This window comes from Aliiroseovarius sp. M344 (assembly GCF_025140835.1).
Lineage (GTDB): Bacteria > Pseudomonadota > Alphaproteobacteria > Rhodobacterales > Rhodobacteraceae > Aliiroseovarius.
This window is the reverse complement of sequence record NZ_CP081153.1, coordinates 2,733,732-2,758,520: the sequence shown is the minus strand read 5'-3', so window position 1 is coordinate 2,758,520 and position 24,789 is coordinate 2,733,732. Positions and strand designations below refer to the sequence as shown.

The window sequence follows — 24,789 nt, the reverse complement described above, 5'->3', positions numbered from 1 at the left end:
GTGGACGACGTGGAAAAACGTCCGTGGCAGTGGGTCCGTATTGGGCTTTTCCTTGCAGTATTTGGCTGTGTGGCTCAACTTGCGTCAACAGGAGCGCAGGCCGCCCCCTATGCCGCGATGGTTATCGACGCGCGCACCGGCGAGGTGCTTCATTCGCGCAACGCAGATACACGGCTGCATCCGGCCTCTTTGACCAAAATGATGACGCTCTACATCGCGTTCGAAGCGATCAAACGCGGTGAGATATCGCCCGATACAGTTGTCACGATCACCAGCAAGGCAGCAGCCGAGCCACCTTCCAAGCTAGGGTTGCGCACGGGCCAGAAGATCAAATTTCGCTATCTGATCCGTGCGGCGGGTGTCAAATCGGCCAATGACGCGGCTACCGCGATCGGTATCGCTATTTCCGGGTCCGAAGCAGCCTTTGCCCGCCGGATGAACCGGACAGCGAAAGCGCTCGGCATGACGCGCACACATTTTAAGAACGCACACGGTCTTACGGAAAATGGCCATTTGTCGACGGCGCGCGATATGACGACGCTGGGTCGGCACCTGTTTTTCGACCACCCGAATTACTACAATCTGTTTTCACGCATTACGACGGATGCCGGTGTACGAGCCGTTTCAAACACAAACCGGCGGTTTCTTAGCAGCTATAAGGGCGCTGATGGTATCAAAACCGGCTACACCCGCGCGGCGGGCTTCAACCTTGTGGCATCGGCTGAACGTGGATCGGAACGGATCATCACCACTGTTTTCGGTGGTCAGTCCACCGCATCGCGCAACGCAAAGGTCGCTGAATTGATGGACCTTGGTTTCCGCCGCGCGCCCAGCCGGGCGTCGGTGCGCAAGCCAGCCTTGCCCGCCTATTCGGCAGAGGCCCCAGAGACCGTGGAACCCGGCGCGTCTGGCAAGACCATCCGTCTGGTCAGAGCTGTGAAGCGCAGCCCGCGTCCCAGCCCTCGCCCGATCACACAAGATCCGGTTGCTCAGGCACAGCTTGCCGCCCTGTCGGAAAGCATCAAAGATGCGGTCGTCACGGCAATCACCGAGCCTGAAGAAGAGCCAAAAGTCGTCGCGGATGTGGCCCCGGAAACGCCGATCGCAACGACGCCTGTTACAGATATCGTGACCGCCGCCGTCGAAAAGGCTGAGCCCGTCGCCGCCCCACAACCCCTTATTGAGAAGGTGGCCGCCCCGGTTACTGTGCCCACGCCACCGGCGCGGCCCGCCGCGATAGTGCTGACATCGCTTGCGCCCCAAACGCCCAAGAATGCCGAGCCTGAAGTGGTGACGCGGATGTCGACCTCTGGTGGGCGTCATTGGGCGATCAATGTGGGTGTGCTTGGGTCACGCTATCAGGCCGAACGTACGTTGCTGAAAACTGCATTGAAAGAGATCGACACGTTGGATGAGGCGTTGCGGAAAGTTGTCCGGCGCTCGGACGGCTGGCATGCGAATTTTGTGGGCATGTCACAAACTCAAGCTGATCTGGCCTGCCGTCGTCTGAATGCACGCAACACGCGCTGCAATGTTCTGGGACCGTCCTGAGCGACGTACTCGACCTATTCCGACACGCCTTTTGCCGCGACAATGTCGAAGGCTGCGGCCATCAGGGCGCGAGTATAATCGGTCTGCGGTGCATCAAAGATTTGATCCGCCGGACCGCTTTCCACAACATCACCCGCGCGCATGACCAGCACCTTGTGCGCCAGCGCGCGCACGACGCGCAGATCGTGCGAGATGAACAGATAAGCCAGCCCATGCTTCTTTTGCAATTCGCGCAACAGTTCGACGATCTGGACCTGAACCGTCATATCCAGCGCGGATGTGGGTTCGTCCAGTACCACCAGCTTGGGCCGCAGGATCATCGCGCGTGCAATTGCGATACGCTGACGTTGACCGCCGGAAAACTCGTGCGGATAACGATCCATCGTGGCGGGATCGAGCCCGACCTCCTTCATGATCTCAGAAACCATATCGCGACGATTTCGGCCCGGTTCCAACCCGTGAACCGACAAACCTTCGGCGATGATTTCTTCTGCGGTCATGCGCGGTGATAGGGATCCATAGGGATCTTGAAATACGATCTGCATGTCGCGCCTCAGCGGCTGCAATTGCCGCGATTTGCGACCTTGGATATCCTCGCCCAGAAACACCACTGGCCCGTCCGAGCTGATAAGCCGCATGACAGCCAGCGCCAGCGTTGTCTTGCCGGACCCGCTTTCGCCGACTATCCCGACGGTCTCGCCCACTCGGACCGAGAAGCTGGCCGCGTTCACGGCCTTCACATGTCCCACCGTGCGGCGTAGTAGCCCGCGTTGGATGGGGAACCAGATACGCAGGTCTTTGGTCGCGGCAATCTCGGGTGCGTCATCGCGAACGGGGTCGGGGCGACCGTGTGCTTCTGCATTGATCAGGGTGCGCGTGTATTCATGGCGGGGATTGGCGAACAGGTCCGCTGTCGGGCCTTCTTCAACGATGACGCCATCTTTCATCACACAGACACGATCCGCGATCTTGCGCACGATGCCAAGGTCATGGGTGATGAACAGAAGGCTCATCCCTTCGCTGTCTTTCAATTCGGCCAGCAGGTCGAGGATCTGCGCCTGAATGGTCACGTCCAGCGCGGTGGTCGGCTCGTCCGCGATCAGAAGCTCTGGCCCGTTGGCCAGCGCCATGGCGATCATCACGCGCTGCCTTTGTCCGCCTGACAACTGGTGGGGATAATGCGCCAGCCGCGATTCAGCATCGCGAATGCCCACCTTGTTCAGCAGTTCCAGAATGCGGGTGCGCACCGCGTCTCCTGTCAGCCCCTGATGCAGTTCAATCGACTCGGTCAGTTGCTTCTCGATCGTGTGCAGCGGGTTCAGCGATGTCATTGGCTCCTGAAAGATAAAGCTGATGTCGTTGCCGCGCACGTCGCGCAGATCGGACGGTGACGCGCCGATCATCTCGCGCCCGCCATAGGTGATTGATCCGCTGACCTGAGCGCTGTCGGGCAGCAGCGATACAGTTGATAGTGCGGTGACGGATTTCCCCGATCCGCTTTCACCCACGATCGCCACGGTTTCGCCTTTGGCAACTTCAAAACTGACGCCGCGCACGGCGGGGTGAAGCTGGCCGTCCTGACGGAAGCCGACATGCAGGTCTTTGACGTGAAGCACGCTCATTGGAAGGTCTTTCGCGGGTCAAAAGCGTCTCGTACGCCCTCGAAGATGAAGACGAGCAGCGACAGAAGGATCGAGAAGGTCAGGAAGGCCGTAAAGCCCAGCCACGGCGCTTGTAGGTTGGCCTTGGCCTGACGGGTCAACTCGCCCAGTGACGGCGCAGAGGAAGGCAAGCCGAAACCAAGGAAATCCAACGTCGCAAGGGTTGAGATCGTGCCGGTGATGATGAATGGCAGCATGGTCAGCGTGGCAACCATGGCGTTGGGCAACACGTGGCGGAACATGATGACCCGGTTCGACACGCCAAGCGCGCGCGCGGCGCGGACATATTCAAAGTTCCGCGCGCGCAGGAATTCGGCACGCACCACGCCCACCAAGGCGGGCCAACCAAACAGTACGGTCACGAAGACCAGCAACCAGAAACTTCGCCCCAAGATCGCGAACAGGATGATGATCACGTACAGCGATGGGGTCGAGCTCCAGATTTCCAGAATGCGTTGGAACACAAGGTCCACCCAACCGCCAAAATAGCCTTGGATCGCGCCGGCTGCGATGCCGATAATCGATGTGAGAACAGTTACGATGATCGTGAAAAATACCGACAGCCGAAAGCCATAGATCACCCGCGCCGCCACATCGCGCGAGGTGTCGTCGGTGCCCAATATGTTCTGACTGGTGGGTGCCGATGGCACCGCGCCGCCGGTATCAACGATCGTGGTGAAACTGTATGGAATCGGCGGCCAAAGCAGCCAGCCTTTTTCAATCTGTTCCCCATCGACAGATCCGGTTTTGGATTGAGTAATAGTGTCTTCCGGGTCGTCCCAGCAGGCTTCAAGCCCGCCCGACCGGATCAGACATCGCACTTCGATATCGTCATAATTGGCCTCGGTTTTGAAATCCCCGCCAAATGCCGTTTCAGGGTAGAACTTGAAGATCGGGGCATAAAGCTCGCCCTGATAGCTGACCAGAATGGGTTTGTCGTTGGCGATGAACTCAGCCAGCAGCGACAAGCCGAACAGGATACAGAACAGGATCAGCGACCAGAAGGCGCGGCCATTTCTGCGGAAGTTGCGCCAGCGGCGCTGGTTCAGAGGCGACAACGTCATGATCAGACCTCGCGCCCTTCAAAGTCGATCCGGGGATCGACAAAGACATACATAAGGTCAGACAAGATGCCGATCAGCAGGCCGATCAGCCCAAAGACGAACAGCGTGCCGAAAATGACGGGGTAATCGCGTTGCAACGCGGCCTCGAACCCCAACCGGCCCAGACCATCCAGCGAGAACAGCGTTTCGATGATCACCGAGCCGCCGAAAAAGACACCAAGGAATACAGCCGGGAAGCCAGCTATCACGATCAGCATCGCGTTGCGGAAGACGTGGCCATAAAGCACCCGATGCTCGGCCAGACCCTTGGCGCGGGCCGTGACAACATATTGCTTCTTGATCTCATCCAGAAAGCTGTTCTTGGTCAGAAGCGTAAGGGTTGCGAAACTGGCGATGGTGGATGCCAGCACAGGCAAGGTGATGTGCCAGAAATAGTCGATGATCTTGCCCCAAAGGCTCAACTCGCTCCAGTTGTCCGACGTCAGTCCGCGCAGCGGGAACCATTGCAGGTAGGACCCGCCCGCAAAGACAACCAGCAACAGGATTGCGAACAGAAAGCCGGGGATCGCATAAGCCACGATGATTACACCCGAGGTCCAGGTGTCGAAGCGTGAGCCATCGCGCACGGCTTTGCGCACGCCCAACGGGATCGAGATGATATAGGCGATGACAGTGGACCACAGGCCCAGCGTGATCGACACGGGCAGCTTCTCTGCCACCAGTTCAAACACACCGATGGACCTGAAATAGCTTTCACCGAAATCGAACCGAATATAGTTCCACAGCATATTCAGAAACCGTTCGACCGGCGGTTTGTCGAAGCCAAATTCCTTTTCCAATTCTGCAATGAATTCGGGCGGCAGACCGCGCGCACCAAGATAGCGTTCATCACCGCCGCCTCCCGCGCCTGCATCTGCGCCACCGCCGGCGATGGTGGCAAACACGTCGCCTTCGCCCTCCATCTGGGCAATGATCTGTTCAATCGGACCACCGGGCACAAACTGGGTCAGGGTGAAGTTTATCACCATGATCCCCAGCAATGTCGGGATGATCAGAAGAAGCCTGCGCAGAATATATGCGCCCATTTGGGTCTCGCTCTCTTACTCGTGCCTACCGGGGCTGTCGCGGCTTAGCGCAGCACGCCGTCTGCCTTCAGTTTTTCTGCTTTTTCGGCGTTAAACCACCAAAAGTCCAGATAGCCCAGATCATAGGGGGGCAGGGGGTCGGGGTGTTCAAACTGATCGTAATAGGCGACCGTGTGCTTGTTCTTGTACCATTGTGGGACCGAGACTTTTAGCGCCCGCATGACCCTGTCCAGCGCTTTAGCGGCGGTCACCAGATCTTCTTCAGTGTCTGCATTTCGGATGATGTCGATCAGGACGTCTACGGCGGGATCCGCGACACCGGGCGAGTTGAAGACCGAAACGGCGGCTTCTTTCGAGCCAAAAGCCTGTTCCAGATTGCTGCCCGGTTCGTAACCAAATGCCAGGTGATCCGTAATAATATCATAATCGAACGCATATCGACGGTCGACAAACTGCGAGGTGTCGACCCGGTTCAGAACCGCATCGACGCCAATTTTTTGCAGGTTTTCGACATAGGGTGTGATGACGCGATCAAATGTTGGCGAAAAGGTCAGAAACTCGACCTTCAGCATTTTACCTTCGGCATTGCGCCGCATCCCGTCGTCGCCGACGATCCAACCTGCTTCTTCAAGCAGGGCCGAGGCTTTGCGCGCATTTTTTCGATCAAACTGCTTGTCACCTGAGGTGGGCGCCATGATCGCCTCTCCCAAAGTGCCATCGGGCAGTTTGTCACCCAGCGGTTCCAGCAGAGCCAGTTCTTCGGGCGATGGCATGCCGGTGGCTTCGAGATGCGAGTTTTCGGCAAAGCTGTTTACACGCTCATAAAGGCCATAAAACAGCGCTTCGTTCGACCATTCGAAGTTGAACATCAGGCCAATGGCTTCGCGCACGCGGATGTCTTGGAACTTCTCGCGGCGCAGGTTGAAGACGAAACCCTGGCCCGACGCTTGGGTGCCATCGTCCAGCTCTGCCTTGATAACCTGTCCGTTCTTAACCTCTGGGAAGTCATAAGACGTGGCCCATTCCTTCGAGCTGTTTTCAAGGCGGAATGTATAGCTGCCGGATGAAAACCCTTCGAAAGCCGCGCTGCTGTCGGCAAAGTATTCGATGCGGATCGTGTCGAAGTTCCAGCGTCCCTTGTTGATGGGAAGATCTTTGCCCCAGTAATCCGGGTTGCGCTTGTATACGATGCGCTGGTTGATCTTGTAACTGTCCAGCATATAGGGGCCGGTGCCCATCGATTGTTCCAGACGGCTTTCATCCAACCGTGCGCCGGTTTCCTCGAACCACGCTTTCGACATGACAGGCGTCGCCGAGGCTTGGCCAATGCGTTCGCGGATCGGGGCATCTGGCTGGAAGGTGAACTTGACGCGGGCCGGGTCCAGTGCTTCGACTTCAGCGATGATCCGGCTGACGCCTTCGCGATAACTGATCAGGCCCTGTTCCATGAACAGATTGTGGGTGAACACCACGTCTTCGGCGGTCACCGGGCTGCCATCGGCAAACTTTGCTTCGGGACGCAGGGTGAAGATCACCCAGCTTTGATCTTCCGGGTATTCAAGGCTCTCCGCCACAAGCCCATAGGACGTTCCGATTTCATCCGCGATGCCAGTCATCAGCCGTTCAATATTGATCGATGCCAATGCCCCGGCCACGCCTTTGCGCGCATAGGGATTGAAGCTGTCAAAAGTGCCACTTTCAGAAGAGATTATGATCTCGCCGCCCTTTGGTGCGTCCGGGTTCACAAAGCCCAGATGGGCGAAATCCGCATCGTATTTCGGCGTGCCGAAATACGAGTAAGCATGTGACGTGATCGTCGTTTCGGCACGAGCCAACATGGGGGTTATTGCCAAGACAAGCCCCGCCAACATGCCCCAGAACATTGGCAAGCGGGTATCTGATGTTTGGATTTTGGCGCGTGAGTGGACAGGCTTCATCTGGCTTCCCTTCGGCGGATCATCATATTCGCGTTTCAGACAAGCTAATGGTGCGGCCCGATAAACTGCAAGGCGCGATTTGGTGATCGGTGCGCGATACGGGGCAAACAGTGGCGATATCGCAAAGAAAAGGCCGCCCCGGTGTCGGGACGGCCCTAAAAAGCAAATGTATCAGCGCTTAGCCGCCAATTGTCTGTAGATAGGCAATCAGGTCGGCGCGATCCGTATCTTTCTTCAATCCCGCGAAGGTCATCTTGTTGCCCGGTGCAAACGCCTTCGGGTTGGCAAGCCATTCGTTCAGTTCATCCGGGCCCCAGTTTCCACCAAGGGCTGCAATGACGTCTGAATAGCTGTAGCCAGCGACGCCAGCGATCGGGCGCCCGACCAAACCATACAGGTGCGGACCGGTGCCGTTCGCGCCGTCTTCCAGCTTGTGGCAGGCTTTGCACTTACCATAGACCTTTTCGCCTTTGGCCGGATCGGCAGCCGCCAGCAGGTCGGCAAAGGGCACGGCCTCTTCTTCTGCAGCTGCTTCGCCTTCGCCAGAGGCGGTGGCGATCATGTAGCCTGTCTCGGCGTGACCTTCATCGCCGTGGCCACCGGCCGCGGTCGAATACAGGCTGTCTGCTGCCCAAGAGCCCAGCAGGAAGAACAGGAGAGCGCCGATTACAGCAGCCCCGGCTTTCGTCATTGTCATTGTGTCGAACATGTCGCGTTCCGTCTCATCCAAAGTCAAAAGCCTTCTAGCCGCTTCCATTGCCATGTTTCAAGCGATATGAGGCGCGACAAGTTGGACTTTAACGCTAACCGGCAACAGGGGACCGCGAAATGACGAGCCGTATCGCCTTTCAGGGAGAGCCTGGCGCCTATTCGCACGAGGCCTGCATTGCGGCCCGTCCCGGCCTTGATCCGATGCCTTGCGAGTCCTTTGAAGAGGTGATCGCGGCGGTGCGCAGCGGTGCTGCGGATCAAGCAATGCTGCCCATCGAGAACACAACCTATGGCCGGGTTGCAGATATTCATCGTCTGCTACCTGAAAGTGGACTGCATATCCAAGACGAGGCTTTCGTGCGCGTGCGCATCAGCTTGCTGGGGCTTCCGGGCACGAAAGTTGATGATATCAAGACCGTGCGCGCTCATATGGTGTTGCTTCCGCAATCTGCCACGTTTCTGAAAAGCCACGGTATTCGTGGGATTGCGGCCGCTGACAGCGCCGGCGCGGCCGGGCAACTGGCGCAGGCAAAAACAGCGGGCGAGGGCGTGTTGGCATCTTCGCTGGCCGGGCAGATTTACGGGCTGGATGTGTTGGCCGAAGATGTCGAAGATCACGGCCACAACACGACCCGCTTTGTGATCATGGGGCGCGAGCCCAACCACAGCAGACGTGGCGACCATGGCATGATGACAACCTTTGTTTTCGAAGTGCGCAACATCCCCGCCGCGCTTTACAAGGCGATGGGCGGCTTTGCGACCAACGGCGTGAACATGACCAAGCTGGAAAGCTATATGGTGGACGGTTCGTTCACCGCCACGCGATTCTATGCCGATATCGAGGGTCATCCTGATGACCGCGCCGTGCAATTGGCCTTGGAAGAGCTGGATTATTTCACGTCGACGCTAGAAATCCTTGGTGTCTATCCGCGTGACCCGGCGCGTGACTGATTAGCGAATCGGGTTGGTCGTCGGACGATAGCGGTTTTCGATAGATTGCGCATAATCCGCGACCCGTTTGCGAAACCGCTTCACCAATGAAGCGCGGGCCAATTTCATTGACTGTATGAGAAGCCGCGCCGGGATCGATTTCGGCCGCATGTCGACGCTCAGGCTCATCCGTGTGCGATTGCGCGAGAGCGACAGAAGTTCGACTTCCACCGTGGCCTCGATCCCGGACACTTTCGAAAAAAGTTCAAGCTGATGCGGTGCGTCATAGGTTTTCAACATCATATCGGCAACGCGGGTCCGGTTGCGAAACGGGAAAGAGGCATGCCACGTCATACCCTGACCCGGCACAGTCAGAGTATCGGTGCGCGTGACTTCCGCCCCGCGGCGCAGCGCAGCCCGTTCCATGCCGTCGAAATCTGACACAGCTTCAAACACCTGTTCCAATGTGGCTTCGATGTCTTCGCGCGTCTTGAATTTCATACTCGGTCTCTTTGACTTCTGTCGGGTGGTTGCTTGTTTGTGGTCTTAATCAAGCCGATCCGCAAGCCAGTTTGAAATCAGGAACTGCGCGATAGACCCTTTTCTGGCTGGCGATATATCCGGGTTTCGGCCTGCAAACACATCTAACATGTCTTCGCGCGTGACCCACATCGCCTGCTCCAGCTCGTTGGGGTCGATTGTGATCTCGGTTGTGGTGGCGACCCCGTGGGTTCCAATCATCAAAGATGATGGATAGGGCCAAGGCTGGGACGACAGATAGTCAACCTGACCGACACGCACACCACTTTCTTCGAAGACCTCGCGGCGGGTTGCAGCCTCGATGGTTTCGCCGGGCTCCAGAAATCCCGCCAGAAGTGAGAACATACCTTCGGGCCATTGTGCGCCGCGCCCAACCAACACCGCATTGCCATGTGTGATCAGCATGATGACCACCGGGTCAGTGCGCGGAAAATGGGACCGATGACAGGCCGGACAGTTGCGTTGCCAACCGGCTTGCGCCGAGATGCTTTTTTCGCCGCAATTGGCGCAGAACCCGTGGATGCGATGCCATTCCAGTATGCTGCGCGACGTGGCGGCCACTTCGGCCTGCAACGGGGTAAGCTGGGCCATGGTGCCACGCAGCTCGGCAAACCCGTGGCTGTCCGGCGTGTCGGGAAAGTGTTGCCATGTTTGATCCAGAAACGCGTTCGGGTCGGGCATGTCGCCCTCGGGTTGCCAGTCAGAAACGTCGGCAGCGAAGAGCGGACCAACATCATCACGGCCCAGAAACACCAGCCGATCCTTACGGATCGCAAGCTCGGCGTGGCTCAGGGGCAGATAGGCCAGATCAATCTGCTGCTCGGTACCCCGATTGATCAGTGGCTTGCCGCGCCACATCGGCAAAATACGGGCTGTTTCAGCAAGGTGGGTCAGGCGATCCGCATCGCCTCGCCATTCGGCAGCGCGATCCAATAGCCCCGCACCGAATGTAACTTGCTCGGCGATTTTCATGCTGCCCTCATCTGTCGCTGAAACTCGCGGCGAACGCTAACAGGATGTTCGGTGATTGCCACCCGGATTTACAACAAGTCAGAAAAACACGCTAAAGTTGCATATCAAGTCTTTAAAATTACTTCTGAATGTTTTTCAATAAGCCGCGAGGGCTTGAAAACCATTTGCCCGGAATGCAGGAGTCTCTTTGGTGTTACAGCAATTGGAGCGACGCAGCGGCCCCGACTGCGTGACGCAAGCGAAATTGCGTATCTTGGCCACAACCGATCTGCACATGCACATTCTACCCTATGACTATCTCTCGGACCGTCCGGTTGATGGTTGGGGTCTGACCAACACCGCCCAACTGATCGAGGCCGCGCGAGCCGAAGAACCCAACACGATCCTTCTGGACAACGGTGATTTTCTGCACGGCACTGCCATGGGCGATCTGGTGGTCGAACAATATCGCGCTGCAGGCGGCGAAGGTGCACCCAAAGTGCATCCCATGATCGCGGCGATGGATTTTCTGGGCTATGACGCGGGCACGCTTGGCAACCATGACTTTGACCGCGGGATCGGGGTGCTTTTTGATGCGATCGAGCAAGCCGGGTTTCCGATCGTGTCTGCCAATACGATCCTGAAGCGGGCGGCGGCGGCGACGCAGGACACAACGCTGGTTCCACCCTATGCGATGCTCAATCGTCAGATTGTCGACGCAGACGGTCTTCCAAGAAACATCCGCATTGGTGTGATCGGATTTCTTCCGCCCGGTTCGCTGAAGCTGGGTCACAACTCGGGCACTGCCCCTGAAACGCGGGATATCGTTGAAACCGCGCAGGCCTTTGTGCCTCACTTGAAAGCACGTGGCGCAGATATCATCGTTGCGCTGGCACATTCAGGGTTGGGCGATGCCACCCACACGGCCGGGATGGAGAACGCATTGCTGCCGCTGGCGCGCGTTGCGGGAATAGACGCGATCGTCGGCGGCCATACGCATCAGATTTTTCCACAACAAACCTCGCCCGGGGTTGGCCCAGACGGGTTGTGCGAAAGCCTTAACCGGGTGCCGACCGTCGTGCCGGGGTTCTGGGGATCGCATCTAGGGGTGATTGATCTGGCGCTGCAACATGATGGCACCGGTTGGCAGGTCTGCTCTGGCAGGGCTGCCCTCAGAAAAGTGAAAGCGTCGGCGCGCTTGGGTGCCAACGTGAAGCCCGATGGCGAAGGCGCAACATGTGACTTTCCGAAATGGTTTCAGCAACTGCATCAGCGGACGCTGTCCCACATGCGGACGCCGATCGCCCATTGTGCGCAGGATTTGGAGAACTACTTTGCGTTGGTCGGTGCTGATCGCGCGACACGTCTTGTGCAAGAAGCGATGAGGGATCATGCCCGCCGGTATCAGGCAGAGGTTCTGGGTGGGGACCTTCCTGTTCTGGCGTCCAGCGCACCGTTCAAATCCGGGGGCCTTGCGGGGGCGAAATATTACACAGATGTGCGGGCAGGCCAGATGACCCTTCGGTCCCTGTCTGACCTCTATCTTTTCCCAAACGAACAGACACTGATCCGCGTGACCGGCGCATTTATGAAAGACTGGCTTGAGCGATCAGCCAGCTTGTTCAATCAGGTATTGTCGGGGCAAAGGGCAGTGCCGCTCAAAGAGGCCTGCACTCCGGGCTATCTGCTCGAATCGGTGCTGGGTCTGACCTATCTGATTGATCTGAGCCAGCCCGCCCGGCTTGCGCCCACTTTGGCCGCGTCAGGATTGGGTGGCGGGCGGGTGGTTGACCTGCGTCACAATGGCCGGTTGGTGGCAGATGATGACGCCTTTTTGCTGGCCACCAGTGATTTTCGCGCCTGCGGAGGCGGGGGGTATCCTGCGGCCCCGACGGATCAGATTATCGCGATGCCACCTTTGGCCATTCGCGATGTTTTGAAAGCCTATGTGGAACAAGCAGGTGTGATCGCGGTTGGCGACGAGCCGATTTGGCAACTTGCCAAAGTTGAGGGGGCGAGTATCCGTTTCAAATCCTCGCCCGCCGCGCAAATGGCGCGCCAAAATTACCCGTGGCTGTCCATACGGTGTGTAAAAGACACCGATGATGATGGTTTTGCGCATTACGAGATGGAACTCTGAGGCTTGCATCGACGGTTTTCGCCTCATATATGAGGGGCGAGAGGTTGGCGCGGGCAGGCGCCTCGCCAACCTGGTCAGATCCGGAAGGAAGCAGCCACAACGAGCCCCGCTTGGGTCGTGTTCAGCCTCTCACCCAGTTTCAAATTCGCGGAATTTGAAGCCCCGGCAGGTGAACCGACGTATCACCCATAGGGACACGAACCCAAGGGCTGCCAGATGGCGTTGCCCGCATAGTATCGGAGGGCTAACATGAATGTCGTCATCACCCTTCGGGCAGGAACTTGCTAAGCGGGTCTATCCCCTTTCTGCCTGAGCACGCACACCCCAAGCCGCGTTGGCGCGCGGGGTGCCAAGCTATGCTGAAACAGGCAGACCAATGACATACACACTTACGGACCTTGGATGGTCCTCTTTCTTCGGGGCGCAGTACGACGATACCGCCGACCTGACCCCATACCGCATCACGGACATCCATCGCAGCCGCATGGACGCACTGGGCGAAGCTGGCGAGGCTATGCTGACCTCGCCCAAGATCATCGCAGGTGAACTGGCGGTTGGCGATTGGGTTCTGGCTGATGCAGAGATGCGCATTCAACACTGTCTGGATCGCAAATCGTTGTTGCAACGGCGCGCGGCTGGGACAGATGCTCATACCCAATTGATCGCGGCCAATGTTGATACGCTGTTTATCGTGACATCGTGCAACGATGACTTCAACATTGCGCGGATTGAACGGTTTTTGGCGTTGGCGCATGAGGCAGGTTGTTACCCTGTTCTTGTGTTGACCAAATCCGACCTGAGCGACGACCCTCGTCAATACGAGGTTGAAGCGCAAACCCTTGATCCGATGTTGACGATCTTGACCGTAAACGCTCGTGATCCATCCGGTGCGGCCGCTGTGGCCGCGTGGTGCAAAGCGCCGCAAACAGCGGCCTTCATTGGGTCCTCGGGCGTGGGGAAAACCACTCTGACCAACGGGCTGACAGGTGGCGATGCCGACACAGGCGGGATTCGCGAGGATGACGCGAAAGGGCGGCATATTACCACCTCGCGCAGCATGCGGCCCATGCGGCAGGGCGGGTGGATTATCGACATGCCCGGAATGCGCGCCTTGCGGCTGCTGGACACCCGCGAGGGGATCGACACCGTGTTTGACGATCTGGCCGAGTTGGAAACGCAATGTCGTTTTTCTGACTGCGCGCATGACACCGAACCGGGGTGCGCGGTGCGTGCCGCCATCGAAGCAGGTGAGCTTGACATTGATCGGTTGGAGCGGTGGCGCAAGTTGCGGTCCGGTGAGGCCAAGAACACCGAAACCGTGGCCGAAAGCCGGGCGCGTGAGCGGAAGTTTTCGAAGATGGTGAAAGGCGCCACAAGGGGTGCCGGAAAGCGTAAGGGTCGTTAGGTTCGTGCCCATCGCGTGGTGCGACGGGTAAAACGGGTCGCACCGCGCAAACTGACGAGGTAGGGTTCAAAGATGGCCAGCCACCAGGAAAAAGACAGCGAAGAAAAAGCCGAAACCCGAACGCGCTGGGCCGAGGATCGAACCATCATGGCCAACGAACGCACGTTTTCGGCGTGGATGGGCACCGGGCTGGGGGCGGTCGGTGTTGCGATTGGCCTGAAGGCCGTTTTCGGGGCGTTTGATCCGACATGGGCGGCCAAGCTGGTTGCCTCGTTGTTTCTGCTGACGGCTATAATAATTTATTGGGCCGCGCGGCGACAGGCCTGCAAAACGCTGATGCGCCTTTCAGACAATGATGCAGAAGCCATGCCGACAAAATCCTTCACAACACTGGCTGTATTGATGACCGTCGCGACCATTTCGGTCGGGGGCATCCTTTGGGCGCTGTGACGGACAATGCTTCTTTGGTGGACCCTCGCCCCGGCGCGCTTTAGGCTTCGTTGACCGGACGAATCCCGATAAAGGCTGATGATGAGCGACACCACACCCGACACGGCGAAAACGGCCCAACCCTATCAGGTTCTTGCCCGCAAATACCGTCCAGAAACCTTTGCCGATCTGATCGGGCAAGAGGCGATGGTGCGCACGCTGAAAAACGCATTTGAAGCTGATCGGATTGCGCAGGCCTTTGTTATGACCGGCATCCGTGGGGTCGGCAAAACGACGACTGCACGGATTATCGCCAAGGGAATGAACTGCATCGGGCCTGATGGCACCGGTGGGCCGACGGTGGAACCCTGTGGAAAGTGCGAACATTGCGTGGCCATCGCAGAAGGTCGGCACGTCGATGTGATGGAGATGGACGCGGCGTCGCGCACCGGTGTTGGCGACATCCGCGAGATTATCGACAGCGTGCATTACCGGGCGGCATCGGCTCGGTACAAGATCTATATAATCGACGAAGTTCACATGCTGTCGACAAGTGCGTTCAACGCGCTGTTGAAGACGCTGGAAGAACCACCCGAGCATGTGAAATTCATTTTCGCGACGACCGAGATTCGCAAAGTTCCGGTGACGGTTCTGAGCCGTTGCCAGCGGTTTGATCTGCGCCGGATCGAGCCCGAAGACATGTTGCTGATGCTGCGCCGGATCGCCGACGCAGAAGGGGCTGAGATAGCCGAGGATGCGCTGGCTTTGATCACCCGCGCCGCCGAAGGGTCGGCGCGCGATGCGCAATCCCTGTTGGATCAGGCGATCAGTCACGGCGCGGGGGAAACCACCGCCGACCAAGTGCGTGCCATGTTAGGACTGGCGGATCGGGGTCGGGTTCTGGACCTGATGGATCTGATCCTGAAAGGGGATGCAGCCGGTGCGCTGGTCGAGCTTGGCGGGCAGTATGCCGACGGGGCTGACCCCATGGCCGTGCTACGCGATTTGGCCGAGGTGTCGCACTGGTTGAGCGTGATCAAGATTACACCAGAGGCTGTCGAGGATCCGACCGTCTCGACCGACGAACGCAACCGCGGGCAAACCATGGCGCAGGCGCTGCCGATGCGGGTTTTGTCGCGGATGTGGCAAATGTTGCTGAAAGCAATCGAAGAAGTTTCGGTCGCACCTAATTCGATGATGGCCGCTGAGATGGCGGTTATTCGGCTAACCCATGTGGCTGATCTGCCCACGCCCGAAGAACTGGTGCGCAAGCTGAAAGACCAACCGGTGCCGCCGCCCGGGCCGGCAGGCGGTGCCCCTGCGCCATCGGGGGGCGGTCAAACGGGCGCCACCTCTGTGTCGCGCAGTGCCGTTTCCGGTGGCGTGCCGAGTGGCGGGGCAACCGCTTTGGCAGTGTCAGCCGAGCCGGAAAACGCCTTGGCGCGTTATGCCCGGTTTGAGGACGTGATAGAGCTGATCCGGGCCAACCGAGATGTGAAATTGCTGGTCGAAGTTGAGGGCGGCGTGCGGCTCGCGTCGTACATGCCGGGGCGGATCGAATTTACACCGTCAGATGAGGCCCCGTCCGACCTTGCCGCGCGTCTGGCGCAACGGTTGCAAGGCTGGACCGGTGTGCGCTGGGGCGTCACGCTCGTTAACGGCTGCGATACAGCGACGATTACCGAAATACGTGATAGCGAAAAGCTTGCGTTGCAAAAAGAGGCAGCAGCGCACCCGTTGGTTCAGGCCGTGATCGCGAGCTTTCCGAACGCGCAGATCACCGAGATTCGCACCGCAGCGGATATGGCCGGCGAGGCCGCTGTCGAAGCTCTGCCAGAGGTCGAGGATGAATGGGACCCGTTCGAAGAGACGTGATGCAAGCCCCGTGACACCTTGTAAGCCATGTGCGCTGACCGTATCTAGGACTGAGCCGAACAGATGATTTCGCAAAAGATTTCGAGGAGCGTAAAATGCTGAAAGGACTGGGTGGTCTTGGCGATATGGCCAAGATGATGAAGGCCGCACAAGAAATGCAGACAAAAATGTCGGATCTGCAGGAAAGCCTGTCCACGATGACCGTGGTTGGTGAAAGCGGCGCCGGTTTGGTGCGCGCCACAGCCACGGCCAAGGGCGTGCTGACGGGGCTGGATATTGATCCTTCGATCTTCAACCCTGACGAAAAAGAAGTGGTCGAGGACCTTATTCTGGCCGCAATTAAGGACGCGCAGGCCAAGGCGCAGGATCGCAGCGAAAGCGAAATGTCGCGCCTGACAGAAGAGCTTGGCCTGCCCAAGGACATGAACCTGCCGTTCTAAGGCAGATCAGCGCATGTCAGAAGCCCCACGAGATATCGAGAACCTGATCGAGTTGATGGCGAAGCTGCCCGGTCTGGGGCCGCGGTCAGCCCGGCGCGCAGTTCTGTATCTGATCCGCAAGCGCGCGCTTGTGCTGACCCCGTTGGCAGATGCGATGGCCGCTGTGGCAGAAACAGCGCGCGAATGCGTGGTCTGTGGGAATGTCTCAACCGCGGATCGTTGCGATATTTGCGCTTCTGAAAAACGCGCGGTGGGCGAGATTTGCGTCGTCGAAGATGTCGCCGACTTGTGGGCGATGGAGCGCGCGGGCCGGTTCAAGGGCCGCTATCACGTGTTAGGTGGCACCCTCTCAGCTCTCGATGCGGTCGGCCCGGAAGATCTTGGTATCCCACGCCTTATTCAGCGCGTTGCTGATGAGAATGTGACCGAGGTCATCTTGGCGCTGAACGCCACCGTCGATGGCCAGACTACAGCACATTATATCGCCGAAGAACTGGAAGGGCGGTGCGCTGTTTCATCCTTGGCGCAGGGTGTGCCAATTGGCGGCGAGCTTGACTATCTGGACGAAGGCACCATTTCGGCAGCTTTGGCGGCACGAAAGCGGTATTGAGCCTGCCGTTAAACTGACCCGATCAGAACTGATCCAGCAACCTTTTCAGATAGTCGCGTTCCAAATCTGGGCGCTCACTTTCGCCAGACCGCTGACGCAGCTCGTTCATAAGTTCCTGCGCGCGGCGGTACACATCTTCCCCATCCTCAAGCGGACTGTCCGTGGCAACTGCCCCAGACTGTCCATCCGGGTTGCGTCCCAGTGGGTCGCGCTGGCTGGATCTGCGGCCTTCGCCCGGGCTGTTGCCCTGTTCGCCTTCACGCTGGGCTTGTTGTTGATCCATCGCCTCGTCAAAGCGACGCATGCCTTCGCGCAAGGCTTCCATCGCATCGGCCTGACGGCCCAACGCTTCGGGAAGGTCGCCTTGTTCCAAAGCGTCTGCGGCGTCGCCCATGGCGCGGCCAGCCTCATCCAGCGCGTCGCGCGCGGCTTGACCCGCCTCGCCACTTGCGCCCGGCAGGTCGCGGCGCTGGGCTTCCAGTTGCCGTTGTAAATCGCTTTGCCGCCCAGCCAGATCGTTGCCGTCACCGGCGCCGCTGTTCTGCTCTGCGCCAGCACCTTGGCCATCTTGACCCTCTTGACCACCGGATCCGCTATGGCTTTGCCCGCGCCCTTGACCGCCATCGCGGCCTTCGTTGCCCTCGGCTTCGCCCGCTTGAGAGCCTTGGCCTTGTTCCTGCAGGTCGCGGAACGCCTGGTCTGACAAGCCCTGTTGCTCGCGCAATGTGTTCTGAAGACCCTCGCGCGCATTTTCGCCGGGCTGGCTGGATTGCCCGCCCTGCGCCATCTGCATGTTTTCCATCATCTGGCGCAACTGGTCGAGCATCTGCATCGCTTCGTCTTCGCGCCCTTCGCGCATCAGCTCTTCGATGCGGTCCATCATGTCTTCGATGTCGGCCTGACTCATTTCGACCCCGTTTTCAGACTGCGGCTGATCTGATTGAGGGCCATTCTGTTGTTGGTTTTGCGCCAGTTGATCCAGATAGTCGCGCATCGCCTCGCGGACATCGTCCATCAGTTCGGCCAGTTCTTCTTCGCTGGCACCGTCGCGCATCGCCTGTTCCAGTCGGTCCTGCGCCTGCTGCATGCGCGCAAGTGCATCGGCAAGGCGGCCATCGTCAAGTTCAACCGCAACGTCCCATAACAGGGCTGCGACCTCGTCCCGCAAGTCTTCCGGCAATCCAGAGGGCAGATCAGCGAAGGCAAGACCCGCTTCCAGCCGGCGGATCGCCCCGCGCAGCCGCAAATAGACACCGTCTGGCAGATCAAGATCATCGGGGCGGTTCAGAACGGCGCGCAGAACCTGCGCGACACCACCTCCGTTTAGGCGTGACCACATCAGATCGCGGCGCTGTTCGATCAGCGCTTTGGCAACAGGGTGCAGAAAGCGACGAGCTGGCAAAATGATGTTCATCGGTGCGGACGCGCCAGTTTGACCTGCGCCATCTTCGACCCTCAGGGTCAGGGTGATTGGCAGACCTGCCCATGGGTGTTCGATTAGGTTTTCTTCCAACACCCCTTCGATCAGGGTTCGAGTCCCCCGGTAGGGCAGCGGCAAGTCAACGATCAGTGGCGGGCGGGGTTCGGGATCATTCTTCAGCCCATGGCGACGGTCTATGCGCTCAAGACCAAGAGATGCCTCGGCCTGCCCAGCTGTGACCGAATAGTCGTCCGTGGCAATAAACGAGAGCGAGAAATCGCCAGCCAAGCGGCGCGAGAGGTCTCCGGCCACACGCACGGTCGGCGGGGTGTCGCCAATTGCGCTGATTTGCCAAGCGGCCGCGCCGGGGCCGTCGATGCGGAGCAGGCCATCTTGGGTGATAACCTGCACATAGTTTTGCTGTGTCGGGCCGGTGATCGGCGCGTCCGACAGATCGGAGGTGACCGACAGGGCCTCAAGGTCGCCATAGAGCCGCAAGGTCAAGCGACTGCCGGAAGGCACCGCCAGCGGGCCCGGGCTTTGGTCCGCCAGATAGAGGCTGGGGCGTCCAGTATAGCCGGGTGGTTCGATCCATCCTTCCCAACTGGCGCTCGCAATCGGTGTGGCATCGGCCGCACCATTGCCGCCCGGCAAGTCGCTTGCGCGGTCGAGCCAAGGGGTGAAACCAAGGGCCAGTGCCGCGGCTGTGGCGGCCATCAGGCGCAAACCAAAGGGGTCATTCAACGCAACGCGCAGGTTGGGCGAAACCGGCCGAATTCCCTTTAAACGCTGGGCCATACGGTGCAGATGGGTGTGCCAAAGATCGCGCGAGGCCGCGTCGTTGCGCCCAGTTGCCTGCTTGTCTTGAAGGGCGGCAATCGGGTGGCCGTGCAAGCTGTCGTCCAGCCGCGCGATACGATCTGCCCGCCCGGGCCATGCGAATTTGCGTGCGCCCCAAATCAGCGCGGTCAGGGCTGCGGCAGCGCCAATCACCATTAAGCCGGTCGCAAAGGAGGATGGGCCGGATGTCCAGAAACTCCATACTGCAAACGCCGATAGAAGGACCGACACCAAGGGCCAGAACGCCTGCCAGGCCCGTTCCACAACCATACCCGCCCCTGTCAAACGCAAGGGCCATTTCAGGTGCGATTGCACCTCGTCAGGTAATGTTGGGCGGGTCATTGGACCCGCGTTGAGTTCACAGCCATGCAGGGATGGTATCGCGTCCCAGCATGTCTTCATAGGTGGGTCGGGCCCGGATGACTTCAAATTGATCACCCATCACCAGAACTTCGGGGATCAGCGGGCGGGAATTGTATTCTGATGCCATCACCGCGCCATAGGCCCCCGCCGACCGGAATGCGATCAGGTCATCGGGCTGCAACGCGTCCAGATCGCGGCCTTTGGCAAAGGTGTCGCCGGTTTCGCAGATCGGACCCACGATGTCATAGCGTGCTTTGTCCAAGCCTGGTTCTGCGTCGATGACCGGCACAATATCGTGGTGCGCGTCATACATGGCAGGTCGTAAGAGATCGTTCATCGCGGCATCGATGATCAGAAAATCCTGCCCTTCGCCTTCTTTGACGTAAATGACAGACGTGACCATCAGCCCGGCATTGCCGGACACCAGCCGACCCGGCTCGATTTCAATCTCGCAGCCAAGATGACCAACGGTTTCGCGCACCATCTTGCCATACTCGATGGGCAAGGGCGGCGCAGAGTTCGACCGCTCATAAGGAATGCCAAGCCCGCCGCCCAGATCGAGCCGCGTGATGTCATGGCCATCTTCGCGCAGCGCTTCGGTCAATTCGGCGACCTTTTGATAGGCTTGGCGGAACGGCTCAAGATCGATCAGTTGCGAGCCGATATGCACGTCGATGCCGACGGCCTTCAAACCGGGCAGGGTGGCAATCTCGGCATAAACCGCGCGGGCGCGCGCAATCGGGATGCCGAACTTGTTTTCAGATTTACCGGTCGAGATCTTGGCATGGGTTTTCGCATCCACATCCGGGTTCACCCGCACGGTCACGGGGGCAACCACACCCATTTCAGAGGCAACCTGAGAGAGCACCCGCATTTCGGGTTCGCTTTCCAGATTGAATTGCCGGATGCCGTGGGTCAGGGCCAGCCGCATTTCGTCGCGGGTTTTTCCAACGCCAGAAAAGACGATCCTGTCACCCGGAACACCAGCGGCCAGCGCGCGGCGGTATTCGCCCTCGGACACCACATCCATCCCCGCCCCCAGATCGCCCAGCAGTTTCAACACGGCGAGGTTCGAATTTGATTTGACCGCAAAGCAGACAAGGTGGTCTGCCCAACCAAGTGCCTCGGTGAACAAACCGATATGACGTTTCAGTGTGGCCGAGGAATAGACATAGAAAGGCGTGCCGACTTTCGCGGCAATTTCAGGAATTGCCACGTCTTCGGCGTGCAGAATGCCGTTTTGGTAAAGGAAATGATCCATGGGCGAGCCTTTTTGGTCTGCGTGCCTATTGGCGCGCTTTCTGTTCTGCGATGTCTTCGGGGCTGCCGGGGCGGATGGGTTCGCCATCAGCGCCACAGGCAGCAAGGCCAAGAAGGGCGAGGATCAAGGTCACACGGATCATGCCAGTATCTCCTTCCAGCGCGCGACTTGTTTGCGGACTTCGGACGGGGCTGTGCCGCCATATGACGTGCGGCTGGCGACAGAATTGTGGACACCCAGCACGCTGAATACCTCGTCGGTGATCTGGTCGTTGACCGATTGCATGTCGGCAAGGCTAAGGTCTGGCAGGTCGCAGCCGCGTGCCTCGGCCATCGCAACCAGTGACCCGGTGACGTGGTGTGCATCGCGGAAGGGCATGTTCAGCGCGCGCACGCACCAATCAGCCAGATCGGTCGCGGTCGAGAAGCCCGAGGACGCAGCGGCCTCAAGGCTTTCAGTGTTGGCGGCCATGTCCGACACCATGCCGGTCATTGCAGCCAGCGCCAGCATCAGGTTGTCGGCAGCGTCGAATACTTGTTCTTTATCTTCCTGCATGTCCTTGGAATAGGCCAGCGGAAGCCCCTTCATCACCGTCATCAGCCCAATATTTGCGCCCATAATCCGCCCGATCTTGGCCCGGATCAGCTCGGCGGCATCCGGGTTGCGTTTTTGCGGCATGATCGATGAACCGGTCGACCATTTGTCCGACATGCGCACGAAGCGGAACTGCGCCGAGGACCAGATCACCAGCTCTTCGGCAAAGCGTGACAGGTGCATGGCGCAGATCGTGGCTGACGACAGGAACTCCAGCGCGAAATCGCGATCTGCCACCGCGTCCAGCGAGTTGGCCGACGGGCGATCAAAGCCCAAAGCCTCTGCCGTCATGTGTCGGTCAATGGGGAACGAGGTGCCGGCCAGCGCGGCCGAACCCAAAGGGCTTTCGTTCATCCGCGCACGGGCATCGCGAAAACGGGACATATCCCGCGCGAACATTTCGACATATGCCATCATGTGATGACCCCAGGTGACGGGCTGGGCGGTCTGAAGATGGGTGAAGCCGGGCATGACCCAGTCGGCACCGATCTCGGCCTGCCCCAGAAGGGCGTGGATCAACGCCTCCAACCCTTCGACTGCGGCATCCAACTGGTCGCGGACCCACAGGCGGAAATCGGTGGCCACTTGGTCGTTGCGCGACCGGGCGGTGTGCAGACGGCCTGCTGGTTCGCCGACAATCTCTTTCAAGCGGGCCTCGACATTCATGTGAATGTCTTCCAGCGCGGTCGAGAAGGCAAAGGTGCCGCCTTCGATCTCGGCCAGAACCTCCGACAGACCGGCGCGGATCGCATCAGCGTCCTGTTGGGTGATAACACCGACCGCCGCCAACATGGACGCGTGCGCGCGCGAGCCGTCAATATCCTGCCGCGCCATGCGCTGGTCATAGCCAATCGAGGCATTGATCGCCTCCATGATCGCATCGGGGCCTGCCGAGAAGCGGCCACCCCACATGGCGTTTGCGGATTTGCTGTCGTCACTCATGGTTGGCCTTTCGGGTCTTCAAGCTTGTTTGGATTGCTATACGCGGCACGGGCCGAAGGCGCAATTGGGCAGGGAAGATTGGTACGATGCCGGTAGCGACGGCTTGCGCCGCGGTGGCGTCAGCGACGGACCGCCGATCTACCGCGCAACACTTCGCCGATCCGCCGCGCGACCCTTTGTGGCCGCCACAAACAGGCGTATTATTCGCATTCGGTGCCCGCAGAGAGGCACGGATGAGGCTGCGATGACTGGGGTGTCAAAAGGCATGCAAATCAGAAGTTTTTCAAGGCGACAAGTGGCTGGGCTGCTCTTGGCCACAAGTATTGCACCCAAAGCTGCGCTGGCAAACGCCGGGTTTGAAGCTTGGCGCGCAGGTTTCCGCGCGCGCGCCGCTGCGAATGGATTGCTGGCGGATACGCTGCGCGCGTTGGATGAGGTCGAGTTTCTGCCGAGGGTGGTCCAGACTGACAAAGCGCCAGCTGAAACCGCAAGATCGCTTGGTGATTACATCGCCGCCGCGGCGTCCCCGCAACGGGTCAAAGGTGGGCAGGTGATCTTGTCGCGGTATCCAACACTTTTGGGCCGAATCGAAGCGGAATACGACGTACCGCGCGAAATTATCGTGGCAATCTGGGGCATGGAAAGCAGCTTTGGCGCTGTGCGTGGATCAGCCCCGGTGCTGTCGACGCTTGCGTCATTGGCATATGAAGGCCGCCGTCGTGACTTGTTCGAAGTCGAGCTTCTGGCCGCGCTGAAAATACTCGAGTCAGGTGACACTTCGCTTAGCAGGTTGAAGGGTTCTTATGCTGGGGCCATGGGGCACACGCAGTTTATGCCGAGTTCATTCCTGCGCTACGCGGTTGATTTCAACAATGACGGTCGTCGCGACATCTGGGCCGATGACCCCACGGATGCGCTGGCCTCGACGGCGGCGTATCTACGGGCCAAGGGGTGGCAGAAAGACCAGCCTTGGGCTTATGAAGTCCGGCTGCCGCAAGGGTTTGATCTTGCCCGCACCGGCCGTGTCTATGCGCAACGGCAAAAGGATTGGGCGCAGCTTGGCGTGACCCACGCATCAGGCGAAAAGCTCAGCGGGTCGGATCATGGCGCGCTGATTTTGCCTGCTGGCCCTTCGGGCCCCGTTTTCATGATTTTCGACAATTTTCATGTGCTGAAGACCTACAATTACGCCGACAGTTATGTCATCGGCGTTGGGCACCTTTCCGATCGGCTGGCTGGTCGCGGTGCCATTCGGGCAAAATTCCCGGGGGACCCTTGGGGCATGACTACTGCCGAGCGAAAAGAGCTGCAAAAACGGCTGAACGACTTGGGTTTCAAAGCCGGACGTCCCGATGGTGTCATCGGTGAAAAAGGGCGGGCGGCGATCAGGTCCTATCAAACCGCGCGCGGCGTCCCGGTTACGGGCGTTCCCAGCCGGGACTTGCTGGCGGGACTTCGGTAGCAACCTGATCAAATCGAAAGCACCCAGTGGTGTGGTCATTGAATAGGCCGCAAGCTTGGAGCCATGCATAGACGATGGTTGGACCACAGAACTTGAAGCCCGCCTTTTTCAGGTCTTTCGAAATCTGCACAGATAACGGCGTGGAGGCTGGGACATCAGAAAGGCTTGCAAATTGCCCAATTTGCGGCACGCCGTCGACATAGCCCCATATCCAGTCAGAAAAGGCCTGCGAACCGCCCAAATCCAGATAAGCCCGAGCGTTGCCAATGGTGGCCTCGATCTTTCCGCGATGCCGGATAATACCCGCATTGCCCAACAGCCGGGAAACGTCATCTTCGCCCCATTTGGCGATAACCGCTGGGTCGAACCCCTCAAACGCGGCACGGAAGGCGTCGCGCTTGCGCAGAATTGTTATCCAGCTCAGCCCGGCCTGAAACCCATCAAGGATCAGTTTTTCCCATAAGGCGCGGCCATCATATTCTGGCACACCCCATTCGGTGTCGTGATAGGCGACATAAAACGGGTCTTCTCCGCACCAAGCGCAGCGTTGGGTCATATTTGAGCTCCCATTAGATCAT

20 protein-coding genes and 1 other RNA gene are annotated in these 24,789 nt (G+C 59.0%); 10 read left to right on the top strand and 11 right to left on the bottom strand.

Annotated elements, in window-relative coordinates; translation table 11 throughout:
• The first annotated feature begins 9 nt into the window (after nucleotides 1-9).
• Nucleotides 10-1,551, top strand: coding sequence for a serine hydrolase (locus tag K3556_RS13510; RefSeq protein ID WP_409557755.1), 1,542 nt, complete (start codon nucleotides 10-12; stop codon nucleotides 1,549-1,551).
• Nucleotides 1,552-1,565: 14 nt separating this feature from the next.
• On the opposite strand, the gene K3556_RS13505 is transcribed toward K3556_RS13510, so the two are convergent.
• From K3556_RS13505 to K3556_RS13485, 5 genes are all read right to left on the bottom strand, one after another.
• The gene (locus tag K3556_RS13505) at nucleotides 1,566-3,173 is read right to left on the bottom strand and encodes an ABC transporter ATP-binding protein (protein ID WP_260517291.1); all 1,608 of its coding nucleotides are present in this window, start codon (nucleotides 3,171-3,173) and stop codon (nucleotides 1,566-1,568) included.
• Entirely contained in the window at nucleotides 3,170-4,276 is a 1,107-nt protein-coding gene (locus tag K3556_RS13500; RefSeq protein ID WP_260517290.1) for an ABC transporter permease, read from the bottom strand. The genes K3556_RS13505 and K3556_RS13500 overlap by 4 nt, the downstream gene beginning before the upstream one ends.
• A 2-nt stretch (nucleotides 4,277-4,278) precedes the next feature.
• Nucleotides 4,279-5,361, bottom strand: coding sequence for a microcin C ABC transporter permease YejB (locus K3556_RS13495; RefSeq protein ID WP_260517289.1), 1,083 nt, complete (start codon nucleotides 5,359-5,361; stop codon nucleotides 4,279-4,281).
• Nucleotides 5,362-5,405: 44 nt separating this feature from the next.
• Entirely contained in the window at nucleotides 5,406-7,298 is a 1,893-nt protein-coding gene (locus K3556_RS13490) for an extracellular solute-binding protein (protein ID WP_260517288.1), read from the bottom strand.
• A 178-nt stretch (nucleotides 7,299-7,476) separates the two neighbouring features.
• Nucleotides 7,477-8,007, bottom strand: coding sequence for a c-type cytochrome (locus tag K3556_RS13485; protein WP_260517287.1), 531 nt, complete (start codon nucleotides 8,005-8,007; stop codon nucleotides 7,477-7,479).
• Between the two features lie 119 nt (nucleotides 8,008-8,126).
• Here K3556_RS13485 and K3556_RS13480 point away from each other — a divergent pair, with 119 nt between their 5' ends.
• Nucleotides 8,127-8,960, top strand: coding sequence for a prephenate dehydratase (locus K3556_RS13480; RefSeq protein WP_260517286.1), 834 nt, complete (start codon nucleotides 8,127-8,129; stop codon nucleotides 8,958-8,960).
• On the opposite strand, the gene K3556_RS13475 is transcribed toward K3556_RS13480, so the two are convergent.
• Both K3556_RS13475 and nudC read right to left on the bottom strand, forming a co-directional pair.
• Nucleotides 8,961-9,440 (bottom strand): SRPBCC family protein, encoded by a 480-nt coding sequence (locus K3556_RS13475; protein ID WP_260517285.1) that lies wholly within the window; start codon nucleotides 9,438-9,440, stop codon nucleotides 8,961-8,963. It abuts the gene before it with no gap.
• 45 nt (nucleotides 9,441-9,485) lie between these two features.
• Entirely contained in the window at nucleotides 9,486-10,451 is a 966-nt protein-coding gene (gene nudC / locus K3556_RS13470) for an NAD(+) diphosphatase (protein ID WP_260517284.1), read from the bottom strand.
• A gap of 190 nt (nucleotides 10,452-10,641) precedes the next feature.
• On the opposite strand from nudC, the gene K3556_RS13465 reads away from it, so the two are divergent.
• From K3556_RS13465 to recR, 7 genes are all read left to right on the top strand, one after another.
• On the top strand, nucleotides 10,642-12,570 hold the full coding sequence (locus K3556_RS13465; protein WP_260517283.1) for a bifunctional 2',3'-cyclic-nucleotide 2'-phosphodiesterase/3'-nucleotidase: 1,929 nt from the start codon (nucleotides 10,642-10,644) through the stop codon (nucleotides 12,568-12,570).
• Between the two features lie 37 nt (nucleotides 12,571-12,607).
• Nucleotides 12,608-12,705: signal recognition particle sRNA small type (gene ffs / locus K3556_RS13460), an RNA gene on the top strand.
• A 241-nt stretch (nucleotides 12,706-12,946) separates the two neighbouring features.
• Nucleotides 12,947-13,975 (top strand): ribosome small subunit-dependent GTPase A, encoded by a 1,029-nt coding sequence (gene rsgA / locus K3556_RS13455; RefSeq protein WP_260517282.1) that lies wholly within the window; start codon nucleotides 12,947-12,949, stop codon nucleotides 13,973-13,975.
• A 72-nt stretch (nucleotides 13,976-14,047) separates the two neighbouring features.
• Nucleotides 14,048-14,425, top strand: coding sequence for a DUF202 domain-containing protein (locus K3556_RS13450; protein ID WP_260517281.1), 378 nt, complete (start codon nucleotides 14,048-14,050; stop codon nucleotides 14,423-14,425).
• Nucleotides 14,426-14,506: 81 nt separating this feature from the next.
• The gene (locus K3556_RS13445) at nucleotides 14,507-16,279 is read left to right on the top strand and encodes a DNA polymerase III subunit gamma/tau (RefSeq protein ID WP_260517280.1); all 1,773 of its coding nucleotides are present in this window, start codon (nucleotides 14,507-14,509) and stop codon (nucleotides 16,277-16,279) included.
• 95 nt (nucleotides 16,280-16,374) lie between these two features.
• On the top strand, nucleotides 16,375-16,719 hold the full coding sequence (locus K3556_RS13440; RefSeq protein WP_260517279.1) for a YbaB/EbfC family nucleoid-associated protein: 345 nt from the start codon (nucleotides 16,375-16,377) through the stop codon (nucleotides 16,717-16,719).
• Between the two features lie 13 nt (nucleotides 16,720-16,732).
• Nucleotides 16,733-17,329, top strand: coding sequence for a recombination mediator RecR (gene recR / locus K3556_RS13435; protein ID WP_260517278.1), 597 nt, complete (start codon nucleotides 16,733-16,735; stop codon nucleotides 17,327-17,329).
• A gap of 22 nt (nucleotides 17,330-17,351) precedes the next feature.
• On the opposite strand, the gene K3556_RS13430 is transcribed toward recR, so the two are convergent.
• The 3 genes from K3556_RS13430 to argH form a co-directional block, all read right to left on the bottom strand.
• Entirely contained in the window at nucleotides 17,352-19,931 is a 2,580-nt protein-coding gene (locus tag K3556_RS13430; RefSeq protein ID WP_260517277.1) for a TIGR02302 family protein, read from the bottom strand.
• Between the two features lie 16 nt (nucleotides 19,932-19,947).
• Entirely contained in the window at nucleotides 19,948-21,213 is a 1,266-nt protein-coding gene (gene lysA, locus K3556_RS13425) for a diaminopimelate decarboxylase (protein WP_260517276.1), read from the bottom strand.
• A gap of 138 nt (nucleotides 21,214-21,351) precedes the next feature.
• The gene (gene argH / locus K3556_RS13420; protein ID WP_260517275.1) at nucleotides 21,352-22,749 is read right to left on the bottom strand and encodes an argininosuccinate lyase; all 1,398 of its coding nucleotides are present in this window, start codon (nucleotides 22,747-22,749) and stop codon (nucleotides 21,352-21,354) included.
• A gap of 295 nt (nucleotides 22,750-23,044) precedes the next feature.
• Here argH and K3556_RS13415 point away from each other — a divergent pair, with 295 nt between their 5' ends.
• Nucleotides 23,045-24,211, top strand: a complete 1,167-nt coding sequence (locus K3556_RS13415; RefSeq protein WP_260517274.1) for a lytic murein transglycosylase — start codon at nucleotides 23,045-23,047, stop codon at nucleotides 24,209-24,211.
• Here K3556_RS13415 and K3556_RS13410 read toward each other — a convergent pair.
• Nucleotides 24,168-24,767, bottom strand: coding sequence for a DNA-3-methyladenine glycosylase I (locus K3556_RS13410; protein ID WP_260517273.1), 600 nt, complete (start codon nucleotides 24,765-24,767; stop codon nucleotides 24,168-24,170). The two genes, K3556_RS13415 and K3556_RS13410, sit on opposite strands and share 44 nt — an antisense overlap.
• Nucleotides 24,768-24,789: the final 22 nt, after the last annotated feature.

Excerpts from the sequence above, each read along its gene's own strand:
- K3556_RS13505 (WP_260517291.1), bottom strand. The coding sequence starts at position 3,173 with ATGAGCGTGCTTCACGTCAAAGACCTGCATGTCGGCTTCCGTCAGGAC.
- K3556_RS13500 (WP_260517290.1), bottom strand. The coding sequence starts at position 4,276 with ATGACGTTGTCGCCTCTGAACCAGCGCCGCTGGCGCAACTTCCGCAGA.
- K3556_RS13495 (WP_260517289.1), bottom strand. The coding sequence starts at position 5,361 with ATGGGCGCATATATTCTGCGCAGGCTTCTTCTGATCATCCCGACATTG.
- K3556_RS13490 (WP_260517288.1), bottom strand. The coding sequence starts at position 7,298 with ATGAAGCCTGTCCACTCACGCGCCAAAATCCAAACATCAGATACCCGC.
- K3556_RS13485 (WP_260517287.1), bottom strand. The coding sequence starts at position 8,007 with ATGTTCGACACAATGACAATGACGAAAGCCGGGGCTGCTGTAATCGGC.
- K3556_RS13480 (WP_260517286.1), top strand. The coding sequence starts at position 8,127 with ATGACGAGCCGTATCGCCTTTCAGGGAGAGCCTGGCGCCTATTCGCAC.
- K3556_RS13475 (WP_260517285.1), bottom strand. The coding sequence starts at position 9,440 with ATGAAATTCAAGACGCGCGAAGACATCGAAGCCACATTGGAACAGGTG.
- nudC (WP_260517284.1), bottom strand. The coding sequence starts at position 10,451 with ATGAAAATCGCCGAGCAAGTTACATTCGGTGCGGGGCTATTGGATCGC.
- rsgA (WP_260517282.1), top strand. The coding sequence starts at position 12,947 with ATGACATACACACTTACGGACCTTGGATGGTCCTCTTTCTTCGGGGCG.
- K3556_RS13450 (WP_260517281.1), top strand. The coding sequence starts at position 14,048 with ATGGCCAGCCACCAGGAAAAAGACAGCGAAGAAAAAGCCGAAACCCGA.
- K3556_RS13445 (WP_260517280.1), top strand. The coding sequence starts at position 14,507 with ATGAGCGACACCACACCCGACACGGCGAAAACGGCCCAACCCTATCAG.
- K3556_RS13440 (WP_260517279.1), top strand. The coding sequence starts at position 16,375 with ATGCTGAAAGGACTGGGTGGTCTTGGCGATATGGCCAAGATGATGAAG.
- recR (WP_260517278.1), top strand. The coding sequence starts at position 16,733 with ATGTCAGAAGCCCCACGAGATATCGAGAACCTGATCGAGTTGATGGCG.
- K3556_RS13430 (WP_260517277.1), bottom strand. The coding sequence starts at position 19,931 with ATGACCCGCCCAACATTACCTGACGAGGTGCAATCGCACCTGAAATGG.
- lysA (WP_260517276.1), bottom strand. The coding sequence starts at position 21,213 with ATGGATCATTTCCTTTACCAAAACGGCATTCTGCACGCCGAAGACGTG.
- argH (WP_260517275.1), bottom strand. The coding sequence starts at position 22,749 with ATGAGTGACGACAGCAAATCCGCAAACGCCATGTGGGGTGGCCGCTTC.
- K3556_RS13410 (WP_260517273.1), bottom strand. The coding sequence starts at position 24,767 with ATGACCCAACGCTGCGCTTGGTGCGGAGAAGACCCGTTTTATGTCGCC.